The organism is Tepidamorphus gemmatus (genome assembly GCF_004346195.1).
In the GTDB taxonomy this organism is placed as follows: Bacteria; Pseudomonadota; Alphaproteobacteria; order Rhizobiales; family Tepidamorphaceae; genus Tepidamorphus; species Tepidamorphus gemmatus.
The window spans coordinates 144177-158294 of record NZ_SMAK01000005.1; the positions used below are offsets into that span (position 1 = coordinate 144177).

A 14118-nucleotide genomic window follows, 5' to 3' on the forward strand; every position below is an offset into this window, starting at 1 on the left:
GCGCCGCTTCGCATCGGCGGCCGGCGGCCGGGCAGCCCGGTTCGCGACGTCAGGCTTTCTCGAACGTGTCCGTTTGGTAGGTCACCAGATGGAGGTAGTCCCGGCGCAGCGGCGAGAATACGTCGAGGTTGAGCACCGGCTCGTCGCCGACCACCTCCCCGCAATGCACGACGTCGGGCGGGATGCGGACGAGGCCGCCCTCTTCGACCTCGACGGTCTCGTCGCCGATGAAGAAGCGCATGCGCCCCTTGACGACCATCACCAGCTGCTCCTCGGGATGGGAATGCGGGCGCACCTCCATACCCGGCTGCAGCCAGTTCATGCACAGCATCACGTCGTTGCCGCGGAAGCCGGCCCGGGAGACGCCCGGGCGCACATGCTCCCGGGGCAGATCTTCCCAGCGATAGGCCCTCGTCCTGCCCATCTTCACGAGCCCTTGCGGACCGTTGCGATGAACTCGCCGATCAGCGGGTCCTTGGCGGACCACTGCTCGACCACCGGCGCCGTCCTGGCCCGCATCTCGTCGAGGTTGTCGAGCTGGTTGATGGTGACGCCCTTGGACTTCAGCTCGGCGGCAACACGGGCCTCGTCGTCGCGCACGAAGGCATAGTGCTCGGCGATGGTCTCGTGGCCGGCCTCGACGAGCGCCTGCTTGATGTCGTCGGGCAGTCCGTCGAATCTGGCCTGGTTCATGATGAGGATCCCCGGCCAGAAGTAGTGGCCGGTGAGCGTGACTTCCCTGGCGTTCTGGTAGAGGTTCTCCGACTCGATCGAGGACAGGTTGATCTCGACCGCGTCGATCACGCCAGTCTCGAGGCCGGAATAGACCTCGCCATAGGGCATGCCGACCGGATTAGTGCCGACTGCCTCCCATGTCGCCTTGTGCAGCGGGATCGGCACGATGCGTGTCTTCAGGCCCTGGAAGTCGGCGAGCGACTTCACCGGTTTCGCACGGCTGAGGAAATGGCGCAGGCCGGCTTCGTAGTAGGATAGCCCCTTCATGCCCTTCTCGGACAGGCTGTCGAGGATCTTCTGCCCGACCGGTCCGGCGAGGACTGCGGCAAGCTGGTCGTAGCTGGTCACCACGAAGGGGAGCTGCAGCGCGTCCACGGCGACCGCGCCGGCAGCCAGCGGGAAGGTCGGCGAGGAGACCAGCGCGCCATCGATGGTGCCGAGCTGGACGCCCTCGAGGAGCTGCTTGTCGTCGCCGAGCTGCCGGTCGCCGATCACCTCGATCTCGACGCGGCCCCCGGTCTTCTCGGCGACCGCCTTGGCGAACATCTCGACGCCGGTCTGGAAGGCATGTCGGCTCGACGCCGCATGGCCGAACTTGAACGTGTAGTCGGCGGCCGTAGCCGGCCCATGGATCATCGACAGGGCGACCGCGGCGCCCGCGAGCAGGGTGCTGACCCTCATTGGTTTCCTCTTTTGTTTCTCATAGTGAAACGCTGTTGCAAGATAAAGTACAAATGACCTGCCAGATCTTGTCAAGCCAGTACCCGGCAGCACGCTGCGGATGCCTGCAGACGCCAGGCTGGTGAGGCGCCCTGCCTCGTCGATGGTCGCGGCAAGGATCTGTCCGTCGCGGAGGCCGGTCGCGACCATCAGCGCCGATGTGGCCGGTCCATGCCGCAACGATCCGACCTCCTCGCGGCCGGTAGCGCGCCGATGAGAAGGCGACGCGCCTTGCTGCGCTGCCGGGCAAGCTGTTGTGACGCTGACGGGGCTGGCAACCTGCTGGCCGTGCGGCTAGCTTGGCGCCCGCGAACTCGGACAGTGGAGGCACGGGACATGGCACACACGAACAGGATCGCGATGGTGACGGGAGCCGGAACCGGCGTCGGCAAGGCGGTGGCCCTGGGTCTGGCGCGCGCGGGTTACGCCGTCGTGCTCGCCGGCCGCCGGCAGCAGCCGCTGGACGAGACCCGGGCCGAGATCGAGTCCGCCGGCGGCACCGCGATCGCGGTTCCCACCGACGTCAGCGATGCGGGCTCCGTGGCCAACCTGTTCGCGACGACCAGGCAGCGCTTCGGGCGCCTTGACGTGCTGTTCAACAATGCCGGCATCGGCGCTCCGCCGGTACCCCTCGAGGATCTGACCATCGAACAGTGGAAGGCCGTGGTCGACATCAACCTCACCGGGATGTTCTTGTGCATCCAGGAATCGTTCCGGATCATGAAGGATCAGACGCCGCGCGGCGGCCGCATCATCAACAACGGCTCGATCTCGGCCCATGCCCCGCGGCCGAACTCCGCCCCCTACACCGCCACCAAGCACGCGGTGACCGGTCTCACCAAGTCCGCCTCGCTCGACGGCCGCAAGTACGACATCGCGGTGGGACAGATCGATATCGGCAATGCCGCAACGCCGATGACCGAGCGCATGCCCCAGGGCGTGCCGCAGGCCGATGGAACCCTGAAGCCCGAGCCGACCATCGACCCGGTCCATGTCGCCGACGCCGTGGTGTTCATGGCGGGCATGCCGCTCGACACCAATGTCCTGACCATCACGGTCATGGCAACGAAGATGCCCTTCGTCGGTCGCGGCTGAGGCATCCGGACCTCCCGCGAGCATCTGGCGCAGGCATGTTCGGCGAATGGTTGTGGGCGGTTTTCACGGTGTCGGCCGCCGGCGCCCAGACCATGCGCAACGCCATGCAGAAGGAACTGACGGCAAGCCTCGGCACCGTCGGCGCAACCCATGTCCGCTTCCTGTTCGGCTTCCCGTTCGCCCTGGTGTTCCTGGCGATTGCGGTCGTTGCCACCGGCGCTCCGCCGGCGCTGCCGGATGCAGCGGCGCTGGCCTGGACCGCAGCGGGCGCCGGCGCCCAGTTCGTCGCCACCGCCCTGATGCTGGCGGCCATGGAACTGCGCTCGTTCCTGGTGGCAACTGCCTACACCAAGACGGAACCGGTCCTCGTGCTGATGTTCGCGGTCGTGGTCCTCGCGGAGGTGCCGACGCCGGCGCTGATCGCGGCGGTCCTGATCGCCACCGGCGGTGTCCTGATGATGTCGTGGCCGGGGACGACGATGGCGGGCAGCAGCCTGCGCGCAGCCGCCTACGGGCTCGGCTCGGCGGCACTGTTCGCCATGTCGGCTGTCTGCTATCGCGGCGGCATCCAGGCGAGCGCCAGCCCGAGCTTCATCGTCGCGGCCTCTTCCACCCTCGTTGTCGCACTGGCGCTGCAGGCCGCGACCGTCACCCTCGTCCTGCTCGTCCGGCGGCGTGGGACGCTCGCCGCCATCCTCGGCCGCTGGCGCCAGTCGATGACGGCCGGCTTCCTCGGCGCACTCGCCTCGCAGTTCTGGTTCCTCGCCTTCGCCCTGCAAGGCGCCGCAGCCGTGCGCACCCTGGCGCTGGTGGAGATCCTGTTCGCCCAGATGGTGTCGCGGCGGCTGTTCGATCAGCGCACCACGCGCGCCGAGGCGATCGGCATCCTCCTCCTCGTCTCAGGCGTCGCGCTGATCCTGGCGGGGACATGATCGCCTGCGCTTGTGAGCTCCCGCACGGATCGTTAACGTCGGTCCTGGTCGTCGTCGGCACCGAAGCAGGCCCGGGAAGGACGTCCGACAGACATGCGAACGCTGACGCAGCACGCGACAGACGAAATCCGCAGATGGATTCTCGACGGCTCCATCGGTCTGGGAGAGCCGCTCTCCGAAAGCCTGCTGGCGGCCCGATTCGGCTATTCCAAGACGCCGATCCGCGAGGCGCTCCTGCAGCTCAAGAAGGAAGGGCTGGTCTCGATCCGCCCGCAGACCGGCAGCTTCGTCTTCGACATCGACGCGCGCGGCATCGAGGACCTCGGGACAATGCGCGAGATTCTCGAAACCGCCGCCCTCGACCGCGCGATGACGGCCGGGGCGGCCCGCCTGGGCGCCGACCTCACCGAGATCTGCGGGCACATGCGTGCCGCTGTCGCGGCGGGGGATCACACCGGCTGCCGGGATCTCGATACCGCATTTCACGAGACGATGTTCCACCTCGCCGGCAACCCTTGCCTGCTGGAGTGCTATCGGACCTACGCCGCCCGGGCCATCGCCGTCGGATCTTGCCTCGGCACCGATCAGCACCACTGCCGTGCGAGGCTGAAAGAGCACGAACAGATCGCCGGACTGATCGTGCTGGGCGAACGGGCGGCGGCCACGCAGGCGCTGGTCGCACACATCCGGACGACCACCGCGAGCTACATCGACAGTCTCGCCCGGCGTCAGTCGCGACGCCGCTACCAGCAGGTACCCTCGGCCGACCGATGAGCCAGACTGACGGCACCTGCGGCCTCTGCTGGACGCGCCACACGCTCACGCCGCAGCGCGCGGCCTCACGTCGCACCGGCCGACTGTCCTCGACCCGCACGGCCTGGCGGACCCGACGATGACATCTCACCCTTGACAGCGACACGCGACCGCGCAGGGCATCAGGAACCGTGGTGACACTGGACAACAGACCGTTCTGGCACAGCACCGGGATCGTACCGGTGGTCACGATCCGCGATGCGGACCGTGCCGTGCCGCTTGCCCGGACGCTCGCCGAGGCCGGGTTGCCGATCATCGAGATCACCTTGCGAACCCCTTCGGCCCTCGACGCGATCCGCCGGATCGCCGCCGAGGTTCCCGAGGCCCATGTCGGCGCGGGCACGATCCGCCATCCGGCCGACATCGAGGCCGCCCTCAACGCAGGGGCGCGCTTCCTCGTCTCCCCGGGGGCCACCGACGCACTCGTCCGCGCGGCGGCCGGCTGTCCGATCCCCTGGCTGCCGGGTTGTGCGACCCCGTCAGAGGCGATGCGGCTTGCCGATCACGGCTTCGCGACGGTGAAGTTCTTCCCGGCATCGAGCTACGGCGGCACCCGCACCCTGCGCGCGCTCGCCGCCCCGCTCGCCGGGATGGAATTCATTCCCACCGGCGGGATCGGACCGGCGGATCTGGCGGACTATCTGAGCCTGCCGTCGGTCGTCGCCGTCGGCGGCTCCTGGATGGTGCGTGAGGATTGGCTGGATTCCGGCGATCTTTCGAGCATCGCCGAGGCCGCGCGCGCCGCCTGCGTCCGTGTCCGGGATCTCCGCACGCCGGCGCCGGCGGATCGACCGGGGTAACGCCGCCCCCGCCTCGTCCGAACGGTCACGCCCGACACGTCGGCCCAACGCCGGACGGCCACCCGTTGCCGGGCGGCCGCCAAACGGTCTGTTGGGTGGCCGACGGTCAGGCCCGTCGGGCAAAATGCATCACCACGGAGACGACCAGCGCGATCAGGAAGATGAAGAACAGTACCTGGGCAATGCCCACCGATGCGCTGGCCACCCCACCGAAGCCGAAGGCACCGGCGATCACGGCGACGATCAAGAACAGAAGGGCCCAGTACAACATCAGACGTCTCCTCTTGCAGGTCTCACACTATCCGACACGTTGAACGTCCGACGTTGCAGAAGGTTTCGTCCTGATCAGCCCGCGGCCTTCATTTCCGCACCGCCGCGCGCCCGCATGTCGAAGAACAGTGCCTGGCTGATCACTGCCTTCACCACGTCGGTGTCGAACGGCTTGGCGATCAGGAAGGCGGGTTCCGGCCGCTCGCCGGTCAGAAGCCGCTCCGGGTAGGCGGTGATGAAGATGACCGGGACGTCGATCGTTGTCAGCATCTCGTTGACGGCATCGAGCCCCGAGCTGCCGTCGGCGAGCTGGATATCCGCCAGTACCAGGCCGGGACGGCGCGCCGCGACGGCCTTGATCGCCTCCGCATGCGTGCGCGCAAGCCCGCACACGGTGTGGCCGAGCCCCTCCACCAGCGCCTCGAGATCCATGGCGATCATCGGCTCGTCCTCGATGATGAGGACGTCGGTGGCGACCTGGGCGGCGATCTCGCGGCCCGCCTGTTCCACCAGGTCGCGGACGCCCGCGGCGGTGGTGTCGAGCACCTTGCCCGCCTCCTCGGCGCTGAACCCCTCGACCGTGGTCAGAAGGAAGGCCTGACGCGCGCGCGGCATCATCGCATCGAGCGTCCGCTCATGCGGCAGCGCGCGCATCTGATGGCGGTCGAGCACGTCGACGGAATCCCAGATCTGCACGAGCACCCGATACAGCGCGACCTTCGGATGGAGCCGCGTGTCGAAGATGCCGGGATCCTCGATGATCGCCGTCAGACCCGCAGCCACATATGCATCGCCGCGCTTCTGGCTGCCCGTCAGCGCGCGCGCGAAGCGCCGCAGATAGGGCAGGTGCGGCATGATGGTGGTCGCGATGGACATGTTCTGCCTTTCCCCTTGCAAACCCGTGTGCGTTTCTAAACGCCCGGCCGTCGGTACGGTTCCGTAGCGCGCCACACATTTTCGCGAGGGATGGAACACTTCCCCAGCGACCGGCGTTTGACATCCGCTCAGCTGCGTCTCGTCGAACGGCGGCGCAGCGTGTGATCGACACGTTGAGAACAGAACACGCCGGGATTGTCATGACCAGGAAGCTGACGGGTGCGACCCAGGGCGAGGCCTTGGCGAGGCACCGCTCGCCCGCCCTCGACGAGCGGCTGCAGGCCCATATCGGGCGCCAGTTGAAGTCGATGTACGACGCCTACTTGAATGAGCCTGTTCCAGACCATCTGATCGAATTGCTCGACAAGCTCGACCGTATCGAAGCCGGCGCGAAGAAGGCAGACGGGGAACCGGCATGAACCCGAAGCGCGAGCTGCTCGAGCACATCCCGAACTTGCGGGCCTTCGCGATCTCGCTGTGCGGATCACCGGAGCGTGCGGACGATTTCGTCCAGGAGGCCCTGATGAAGGCCTGGTCCAACCTGCACAGTTTCAAGCCGGGCACCAACATGCGGGCCTGGCTGTTCACCATCCTGCGCAACGGCTATTACTCGGAGCTGCGCAAGCGGCGCCGCGAGGTCGAGGATGCCGACGATGCCCTGGCGTCGCGGCTGGCCAGCCTGCCGGAGCAGCACGGCCACATGGACCTCAATGACTTCCGCAAGGCGCTGGCCCAGCTTCCCGAGGATCAGCGCGAGGCGCTGATCCTGATCGGCGCGTCGGGCTTCTCCTACGAGGAGGCGGCTGAGATCTGCGGCTGCGCCGTCGGCACGGTGAAGAGCCGGGTGAACCGCGCCCGCAACCGACTGGCCGAGCTGCTGGCCGTCACGTCGGCCACCGACTACGGCCCGGATGGGCCCTCGCAGCACGTCATCGTCTCGAGTACGGCTGCCGGATCGGCAATCTGACCCCCGATCGACCCGGAGCGGGTATTCGTTTCACGGACCGATGATCCGCTCCAACTCCCTGTTCCGAAGCAACGCCCGGCGGCAAACCGGTTTGCGCGTCTCCGGGGATCGCGTCAGTCGATCAGGTTGCGGCGCGGTATCCGGAACCGCGCCGTGACGCCGGCCGGATCGAAGTCGAGCTTGACGTCGGCCTCGAGCGACACGGCGACATTGCGCTCCACCACGATCCGCCCGAAGCCGCGGCGCGTCGGCTGCTGCACGGTCGGGCCGCCGCTTTCCCGCCACTCCAGCACGACCGATTCCTCTTCGCCTTCCCCGTCAAGACGCCACGTCACCTCCACCTTGCCGTCGTCGTTGGAGAGCGCCCCGTACTTCGCGGCATTGGTTGCCAGTTCGTGCATCGCCAGTCCGATGGTCTGCGTCGCCTCCGGTGGCAGGCGCAGCACCGGTCCCTGGATGACCACGCGCGCCTCGTCTTCCGGCATGTAGTGGCCCACCTGGTTGCGGATCAGGTCGCTGAGCTGCACACCGCCCCAGTCCTCGGCCACAAGCAGGTCCTGAGCACCGGCAAGCGAGCGCAGTCTCTGGCCGAAACCGGTCACGAATTCCGCAACGGTAGAGGCCTGCTGGGCCGTCTGACGGGCGATCGCCTGTACGACCGCGAGAAGGTTCTTGGAGCGGTGGGTCAGTTCGCGCATGACGAGGCGCATCTGTCGCTCGCCATGCTTGCGCTCGGTGATGTCGACCGCAGCACAGGTGATGCCCGCCACCTCCCCCGTCTCGGTGAAGGTTGGCTCGATGTGCAGGTCCCACCAGCGGCGGTTGCCCTCGGGCCCGACCTCCGCCTCGCAGTATTGCGGTTCGCCGCTCGCCAACGCCCGCCGCTTGTAGGCGATCAGCGTCGCCCGCTCCGGCTCGTTCAGAAGCTCGAAATCACTGCGCCCGACCAGCGGACCGTAGGGTGTGTCGGCAGTATTGGCCCAGGCATATCGCAGCTCCGTGTCCTGCACGAACACCAGCATGCCGCTCGACTTGAGTGCAAGATCGAGCCGCTGGACGGTCTGGGCGAGCCGCGTGCTGAGATCGGATCGCATCGCCTCCAGACGCTTGGGGCGGGTTATGTCGGTCGCCGTGCAGACGATGCCGACGATGCGACCATCATCCAGGCGCGGCGAAACGGAGATCTGCAGCCAGGTTGAGCTTCCGCCCTCAGCCACCTCGAGGTCGAACCGCGCCGGCGCGCCTGTCGCAAGAACGCGCCGCTTCATCCGGATGCTCGTCGCTGCCGCCTCGGGCGGCAGCAGATCTTCGTCGCGCTTGCCAACAACCTCCGCCTCGACGAGACCGGATGCGGGATTGTGGATCCAGGTGTAACGCAGGTCGGCGTCCTGCGCGTAGACGGTCATCCGCGCGCCCTCGGTCGCGATCTCGAAGAGCTGCTTCACCTGCGCCAGTTCCGCCGTCCTTTCGGCCACCTCAGTCTCGAGACGAGCCCGGATCTCCTCGAGTTGCCGGCGGGCCGCGTCACGCGCCTCGATTTCCGCCACGAGCAGCCGATTGGCTTCCGCCATCTGACGCGGCGAGGGCCAGGCGACCAGGCGCGGCATCAGACGCCAGGTCACGACGGCGGTTCCCAGCGAGACCACGGCGGTGACGGCCTTCAGCATTCCCTCAAGACCGTACGCCGGATACCAGAGCGTCACCGCCCCCCCGAGATGGGTGATGCCGCACAGAACGATGAAGGCCGAAAACAACACCGCGATCTGACGGGCCTCGCCGGTGATGTCGTCGCGGCGCAGCGCGAAGGCGAGGATGGCGCCGGGAATGAGGAAATAGGCGAGCGCGATCGCAGCATCCGAAACGACATGCATGGCGACCAGATCCGGCCGCCAGAGCAGGCAATAGCCGTGTGGTACGAAGCTTGCTGCGCCCAACAGGTATTCGAGTACGCGGTCCATTCGCTCAAACCCTTCCGCCGCCCGGCCCAACCGACCGCCTGCCGTCCCCCGGGCCGCTGGCTGCCACGCCCGTTATTGCAGGTCGCCGCGCGGTTGGCACCCGTCCGTCGACGCCGAAAGCCCCGGCCGCCGGGCGGCCGGGGATCGACATCTGCATCGGCCGGCAGTCAGATCATGCGGCCTTGCGGTTGAGTCCGCTCTGGGCAAGCTTGCTGAGCTTCTTGTCAGCGGCGGATTCCTGATCGAGCACCTGCTGCAGAAGGCGGGCGGCCTCGGCCTTGCCGAGCTGCTTCGCCCAGGCGACCATGGTGCCGTAACGGGCCATCTCGTAGTGCTCGACGGCCTGGGCGGAGGCGATCAGACCGGCGTCGCGGGCATCCTTGTCTTCGGTCTCCGACATGATCTCCTCGGCCTCCTCGGAGAGGCCCTTGATCGCCTCGCAGGTGATTCCGCGCGGCTTGAGGTCGAACAGCGCGAACACCTTCTCGAGGGTCTCGACCTGCCCCTCCGTCTCCTCGCGGTGATGCTCGAAGGCCTCCCTGAGGTCTTCCGAGCCCGCCTTCCTGGCCATCTTCGGCAGCGCCTTCAGGATTTCCTTCTCGGCGTAATACATGTCGCGCAGCATGTGCACGAACAGATCCTCGAGCGTTTTCATTGCCATCCTCGAATCTCCGGATGTGGCTGGTACTAGAGACGTCCCATCAGCAAGAGGACAAGGACGATGATGAGCAGGACGCCCACGATCCCGCCCGGTCCGTATCCCCAGCCCCGGCTGTACGGCCAGGCGGGGACCGCGCCGATCAGCAGCAGGATGAGGATGATGAGCAGTATTGTTCCGATTGACATGGTATCGCCCCAGGTCTCCTGCAGACCCGACGCGAGGTCGCGCCGGGTCCGGGTGACGGACTGTGCGCTGCGAGCAGCGCCGCGCGGTCATCGTGCTCAGAGCCGCGACGTCCAGTCGTCGACCTGACGACGCGCCTCGTCCTTGGCGATGCCGTAGCGTTCCTGGATCTTGCCGACGAGCTGGTCGCGGTTGCCCTCGATCACGTCGAGATCGTCGTTGGTGAGCTTGCCCCACTGCTCCTTGACCTTGCCGGTGAACTGCTTCCACTGGCCTTCGATGCGATCACAATTCATGCTGGCTCCTTTCCGGCGCGACCGCGCGAGCGCGGGCAAGCCCACGCAGACAGTCGCGCGTCCGATGTTTAGAGGGTTGGCGTCCGGGGGTGGGATGGCCTCGCGCCGTCCCGCCCGTGCCGAAACAACGCCGGGCGGCGCCGACGGTTCCCGTCTTCAGCGGGTCAGTTGCAGCCGCGGGCAGGCAGGCGGGAAAGAGCGTCCAGCAGGCGCTGGCCGTCGATCGGCTTCTGGATCACGGTCACGTCGGTCCCGTACACGGTGGCAAGGTCCTGTTGCCGATAGCCCGTGCTCAGCACGAAGCCGATGCGCTGGCGCACCAGTTCGGCGGCGAGTCGCGCACTCGTCGCGCCGTCGCCGAGATTGACGTCGAGAACGGCTGCATCGATCGGCTGCTTCGCAATCAGGCCGAGAGCCTCCTCGATGTCGGCGACCGGACCGACGACCTCGTGGCCGGCCTCGGTCAGGAGACTTTCCACCTCCATCGCTATGAGGAATTCGTCCTCTACGACCAGCACCCGCATCGCCCGTTCACCCCGCCGCTCAATGGATGACCCCGACCGCCAGCGTGCTGCCGGGCGCGGCGATCGCCGGTTTCACGCGGTCCCAGGGGAGCGTGATCCGGCAGACCACTCCCTCCGGGTGAAACTGCATCTCCGTCTGGCCGTCCAGATCGTAGGCCAGGCTGCGCTCAAGCAGAAGCGAGCCGAAGCCGCGCTGCGTCGGCTCCTGGACCCGTGGGCCGTTGCTCTCCCGCCACGTGAAGATCAGGGTGCGATCCTGATCCTGCCCCTCCAGCGCCCAGTCGATCGCCACGCGTCCCTGCGGCACCGACAGTGCACCGTACTTCGTCGCATTGGTACCGAGCTCATGCACGGCCATCGAGAAGGCCAGTGCGCCGCGCGGATGGATCCGCAGCGGCGGGCCGGAGACGCGCGCCGACTGCGACTCGTCGAACGACTCGAGCTCCTGCAGGATCACCGAGCGCAGATCCGCACCCATCCAGCGTTCCTCCGCCAGCAGGCCGTGCGCGCGGGCCATGGTGCCGATGCGGCCGAGCAGCGCCTGCTCGAAACTGTCGACGCTCCCGTGTGCGCGAGCGGTGCGGCGGATGATGCCCTGGATCACCTGCAGGGTGTTCTTCATCCGATGGTCGAGCTCGCGCATGATCAGCCGCAGCGTCGCCGACGCCTGCACCCGCTCCGTCACGTCGAGCGCCGAGACCGCGAGATGCGCGGGGGGACCGGATTCCTCCGCGATCGGACGAATCGACACGTCATAGACAGGCTCGATGCCGTCCCGTTCGATGCCGGCGATATCCAGCCGCCGGTCGGCTCCCGCGGCCGCCGCGATGACGGCGGCCTGCAGAGACGTGCGCTCGCCGGATCCCGCCTTCCAGATCGGCAGCTCCCAGATCGGCGACCCGACGACCTCCTCGGGCGCCAGACCACATGCCGTCGAGGCGGCGCGGTTGACCTCGACGACATCACCATCGGCCGTGATCATCCAGACCAGCGGCTCGAGCCCGTCGAGCGTGCGCCGCAGCTTTCGTTGCGCGGCGCGGACCTGTCGTCCGCGACGGGCGGCCTTGCCGTAGCCATGAATGGCAGCGGCCGCGCCGAAGCCGGCCAGCAGGACGAGTCCCACGACACCATAGCCCCGGATCGTCTCGGCAAGCGGTGGCGACCCGCTGATCGTGATGTACCAGGGCCGGCCGGATTGCCGGGTCTCATACGTCACCGAAAAGGCCGACTGCTCCACGATCCGGGGGTCGTCGGATGGATTGGGCGTCGGTTCCGCCTTGCCGACCTTCAGGTCGATCGCATCGACACGTGCACTGGACCGCATCGCGCTCTGCAGGAGCCGCTCGATCTCGATGCTGCCGCTAGCCAGGCCGATGACCTCGCCGGTACGGGACAGAACCGGGCGATACAGGATGATGCCGCGAACCTCCTGCTCGTCGGGCGCCGAGACGAACCGCACCAGGTCGGTGGAGGATCCGAAGCCGTTGGAGATGGCCGCCAGCGCGCCGTCGGATCTCTCCGGATCCGACAGGATGTCGAAACCGTGCGGAAGCCGGCCGGCGGAGAACACGTAGCTGGTCGCGACCGGCAGGTAGCGGTCGCGCACACCGGCGCGACGCGGCTGGCGCTGCGCATCCAATTCCCAGATGCCCAGCGGGCTCAGACGCTGGTCCGCCAGACCCGCTTCGAACGATTCGCGCTCGGCGGCGTTGACAAGCCGATAGTAGGCCACGCCCCGCACGCCGGCGACACGACCGATAATGGGCACGAACCGCTCGAACTGGGCTTGGGTGACATCCGGAGTCTCTGCGAAGAGCGCCTGGACCGCACGAACGATCAGGCTTGCGCGGTCGACGACCATCTCGACATTGGCCAATGCGACCTTGCTGTCGGCCAGGAAGGCTTCCGCCTGGCTGCGCTGCCAGGAGATATGGACGAACACTGCCGCCGCGAGAGTGAGGGCAACGATGACGGCCGTGAATATGCGTGCGCTGAACAAAACTACCCCGATGGCGCCCAGTCCGACGTGCCAGGGCAACGCGCGAGGCGCACGTGTGGTTCCACCGCCGGGAGCATAATCTCAGCGCTCGAGAATGTCGGCGATCTCCGACAGGGTGGCGCGGGCGCGCAGCACGTTCTCCGACATCACCGCCAGATGGTCGGGAATGAGAAAACCATCGCGTCGGCCGTTGGCGACGATCAGCGGCGCCAGCGCGGCGGCCTCGGCGACATTGCGCTCCATGCGGTTCCAGACGTCATTGAGACGCCGCGACTCGATGACGTCGAGAAAATCGACGTGCGCCGCCTTGAGGATGCCGTGATAGGCGTACATCTGCCCCAGCGCCTCATAGAAGTAATTGTCGGCGCGAAAGTCGAACCACCCGCGGTCGTTGCCCTCGCCCGCCACGAAGCGGTTGAGCACCGGGTCGTAGCGTGAGCCGATCGAACGCTTGGCAAGACCGTCCGCGGTCGAGCCGAGATCGCTGGTGATCCGCTCCAGGAACGAGCGCAGATTGTCGGCCCGCGCATCGAGCACCGCCTGACAGCGCGCCAGCCTGTCATTGTAACGCTCATACAGCGCGATAGCGTTCCGATAGACACGCGCAGACGGGCTCACCGGGCCGAACGGACGGTCCGGATCGAACGGGTTGATCCACCAGACTTCCGATTCATACTGCAGCGAGCCGCGGGCATTCTGCAGATCGCGATCGGCCTCCGACGTGCCGCGCGCCCGGCCGATCACGTCGGACAGTTCGACCGCGGTCCTGCGCACGGCGTACAGCACGCCATGCTGGAACGACTCCTTGTTGTCGAGGAACGGCGTCGCCTCCCACGCAACGCCGAAGAAGCCCAGCTTGTACTGGGGAAGCGCCGCAACCCAGGCATTCCGATTCACGAGGAAGTCGATCAGATCGATCTGCATGTCGACGATCTGGCTGCGGCCGCAGGTCCGGGTCTCGCCAGTGCCCTGCTCGACGGTGGTCGATTCGCCGGCCGGGCTCTGGTTCGGATCGTGCAGCACCCGGTTCGGGTAACCGAGATCGAACCCCCTGACCCAGCTCGCATGCCAGATGAGCGGCGCGATGTAGAGGACGACGAGCAGGACCACGACGATCTTGCCGATCCACCAGACATGCCGCAGCCTGCGTGGCCTGCCATCCGCGCTCACCGCCGGGCCGACCAGGAAGATCCGCCTGAGAAGCGCCGACACCGCGGCGGGGATGGCGACGATCCGGCCCCATACCGCCTTCAGGAAGTCTAGGATCGGATCGAGCATTGCAGATTGCC

17 protein-coding genes are annotated in these 14118 nt (G+C 67.2%); 6 read left to right on the top strand and 11 right to left on the bottom strand.

Annotated elements, in window-relative coordinates; translation table 11 throughout:
* Nucleotides 1–49: 49 nt before the first annotated feature.
* Complete coding sequence (locus EDC22_RS09910) at nt 50–424, bottom strand: cupin domain-containing protein (protein WP_132806485.1); 375 nt, start codon at nt 422–424, stop codon at nt 50–52.
* A 2-nt stretch (nt 425–426) separates the two neighbouring features.
* A complete protein-coding gene (locus EDC22_RS09915) occupies nt 427–1416 on the bottom strand; it encodes a TRAP transporter substrate-binding protein (RefSeq protein WP_165926859.1) in 990 nt (329 codons plus the stop codon).
* 375 nt (nt 1417–1791) lie between these two features.
* On the opposite strand from EDC22_RS09915, the gene EDC22_RS09920 reads away from it, so the two are divergent.
* From EDC22_RS09920 to eda, 4 genes are all read left to right on the top strand, one after another.
* Nucleotides 1792–2550, top strand: coding sequence for an SDR family oxidoreductase (locus tag EDC22_RS09920; RefSeq protein ID WP_132806487.1), 759 nt, complete (start codon nt 1792–1794; stop codon nt 2548–2550).
* Between the two features lie 35 nt (nt 2551–2585).
* Complete coding sequence (locus EDC22_RS09925) at nt 2586–3482, top strand: DMT family transporter (protein ID WP_132806488.1); 897 nt, start codon at nt 2586–2588, stop codon at nt 3480–3482.
* Between the two features lie 93 nt (nt 3483–3575).
* Nucleotides 3576–4256 (top strand): GntR family transcriptional regulator, encoded by a 681-nt coding sequence (locus EDC22_RS09930; protein WP_132806489.1) that lies wholly within the window; start codon nt 3576–3578, stop codon nt 4254–4256.
* A 173-nt stretch (nt 4257–4429) separates the two neighbouring features.
* Complete coding sequence (gene eda, locus EDC22_RS09935) at nt 4430–5095, top strand: bifunctional 4-hydroxy-2-oxoglutarate aldolase/2-dehydro-3-deoxy-phosphogluconate aldolase (protein ID WP_245499713.1); 666 nt, start codon at nt 4430–4432, stop codon at nt 5093–5095.
* Nucleotides 5096–5201: 106 nt separating this feature from the next.
* Here the strand turns inward: eda and EDC22_RS09940 are convergent, their stop codons facing one another.
* The gene (locus EDC22_RS09940; RefSeq protein WP_132806490.1) at nt 5202–5366 is read right to left on the bottom strand and encodes a DUF1328 domain-containing protein; all 165 of its coding nucleotides are present in this window, start codon (nt 5364–5366) and stop codon (nt 5202–5204) included.
* Between the two features lie 74 nt (nt 5367–5440).
* Nucleotides 5441–6241, bottom strand: a complete 801-nt coding sequence (locus tag EDC22_RS09945; RefSeq protein ID WP_132806491.1) for a response regulator — start codon at nt 6239–6241, stop codon at nt 5441–5443.
* A 200-nt stretch (nt 6242–6441) separates the two neighbouring features.
* On the opposite strand from EDC22_RS09945, the gene EDC22_RS09950 reads away from it, so the two are divergent.
* Both EDC22_RS09950 and EDC22_RS09955 read left to right on the top strand, forming a co-directional pair.
* Nucleotides 6442–6660, top strand: coding sequence for a NepR family anti-sigma factor (locus EDC22_RS09950; RefSeq protein WP_132806492.1), 219 nt, complete (start codon nt 6442–6444; stop codon nt 6658–6660).
* Complete coding sequence (locus tag EDC22_RS09955; protein WP_132806493.1) at nt 6657–7208, top strand: sigma-70 family RNA polymerase sigma factor; 552 nt, start codon at nt 6657–6659, stop codon at nt 7206–7208. The genes EDC22_RS09950 and EDC22_RS09955 overlap by 4 nt, the downstream gene beginning before the upstream one ends.
* 113 nt (nt 7209–7321) lie before the next feature.
* On the opposite strand, the gene EDC22_RS09960 is transcribed toward EDC22_RS09955, so the two are convergent.
* The 7 genes from EDC22_RS09960 to EDC22_RS09990 all read right to left on the bottom strand — a co-directional run bounded on the left by EDC22_RS09960 (nt 7322) and on the right by EDC22_RS09990 (nt 14107).
* A complete protein-coding gene (locus EDC22_RS09960; protein ID WP_132806494.1) occupies nt 7322–9166 on the bottom strand; it encodes a PAS domain-containing protein in 1845 nt (614 codons plus the stop codon).
* A 172-nt stretch (nt 9167–9338) separates the two neighbouring features.
* Nucleotides 9339–9827: a YciE/YciF ferroxidase family protein gene (locus EDC22_RS09965; protein WP_207903748.1), complete on the bottom strand. Its 489-nt coding sequence runs from the start codon at nt 9825–9827 to the stop codon at nt 9339–9341.
* Between the two features lie 26 nt (nt 9828–9853).
* Complete coding sequence (locus EDC22_RS09970) at nt 9854–10012, bottom strand: DUF3309 family protein (protein ID WP_132806495.1); 159 nt, start codon at nt 10010–10012, stop codon at nt 9854–9856.
* Nucleotides 10013–10108: 96 nt separating this feature from the next.
* Nucleotides 10109–10306: a CsbD family protein gene (locus EDC22_RS09975; RefSeq protein WP_132806496.1), complete on the bottom strand. Its 198-nt coding sequence runs from the start codon at nt 10304–10306 to the stop codon at nt 10109–10111.
* A gap of 164 nt (nt 10307–10470) precedes the next feature.
* Complete coding sequence (locus EDC22_RS09980; RefSeq protein ID WP_132806497.1) at nt 10471–10830, bottom strand: response regulator; 360 nt, start codon at nt 10828–10830, stop codon at nt 10471–10473.
* Between the two features lie 19 nt (nt 10831–10849).
* Nucleotides 10850–12829, bottom strand: coding sequence for a CHASE domain-containing protein (locus tag EDC22_RS09985; protein WP_132806498.1), 1980 nt, complete (start codon nt 12827–12829; stop codon nt 10850–10852).
* Between the two features lie 81 nt (nt 12830–12910).
* Nucleotides 12911–14107, bottom strand: a complete 1197-nt coding sequence (locus EDC22_RS09990) for a DUF2333 family protein (RefSeq protein WP_132806499.1) — start codon at nt 14105–14107, stop codon at nt 12911–12913.
* Nucleotides 14108–14118 lie beyond the last annotated feature (11 nt).

Bases quoted from the DNA above. Each gene is read 5' to 3' on its own strand.
- EDC22_RS09910 (WP_132806485.1), bottom strand. From the start codon at position 424: ATGGGCAGGACGAGGGCCTATCGCTGGGAAGATCTGCCCCGGGAGCAT.
- EDC22_RS09915 (WP_165926859.1), bottom strand. From the start codon at position 1,416: ATGAGGGTCAGCACCCTGCTCGCGGGCGCCGCGGTCGCCCTGTCGATG.
- EDC22_RS09920 (WP_132806487.1), top strand. From the start codon at position 1,792: ATGGCACACACGAACAGGATCGCGATGGTGACGGGAGCCGGAACCGGC.
- EDC22_RS09925 (WP_132806488.1), top strand. From the start codon at position 2,586: ATGTTCGGCGAATGGTTGTGGGCGGTTTTCACGGTGTCGGCCGCCGGC.
- EDC22_RS09930 (WP_132806489.1), top strand. From the start codon at position 3,576: ATGCGAACGCTGACGCAGCACGCGACAGACGAAATCCGCAGATGGATT.
- EDC22_RS09940 (WP_132806490.1), bottom strand. From the start codon at position 5,366: ATGTTGTACTGGGCCCTTCTGTTCTTGATCGTCGCCGTGATCGCCGGT.
- EDC22_RS09945 (WP_132806491.1), bottom strand. From the start codon at position 6,241: ATGTCCATCGCGACCACCATCATGCCGCACCTGCCCTATCTGCGGCGC.
- EDC22_RS09950 (WP_132806492.1), top strand. From the start codon at position 6,442: ATGACCAGGAAGCTGACGGGTGCGACCCAGGGCGAGGCCTTGGCGAGG.
- EDC22_RS09955 (WP_132806493.1), top strand. From the start codon at position 6,657: ATGAACCCGAAGCGCGAGCTGCTCGAGCACATCCCGAACTTGCGGGCC.
- EDC22_RS09960 (WP_132806494.1), bottom strand. From the start codon at position 9,166: ATGGACCGCGTACTCGAATACCTGTTGGGCGCAGCAAGCTTCGTACCA.
- EDC22_RS09965 (WP_207903748.1), bottom strand. From the start codon at position 9,827: ATGGCAATGAAAACGCTCGAGGATCTGTTCGTGCACATGCTGCGCGAC.
- EDC22_RS09970 (WP_132806495.1), bottom strand. From the start codon at position 10,012: ATGTCAATCGGAACAATACTGCTCATCATCCTCATCCTGCTGCTGATC.
- EDC22_RS09975 (WP_132806496.1), bottom strand. From the start codon at position 10,306: ATGAATTGTGATCGCATCGAAGGCCAGTGGAAGCAGTTCACCGGCAAG.
- EDC22_RS09980 (WP_132806497.1), bottom strand. From the start codon at position 10,830: ATGCGGGTGCTGGTCGTAGAGGACGAATTCCTCATAGCGATGGAGGTG.
- EDC22_RS09990 (WP_132806499.1), bottom strand. From the start codon at position 14,107: ATGCTCGATCCGATCCTAGACTTCCTGAAGGCGGTATGGGGCCGGATC.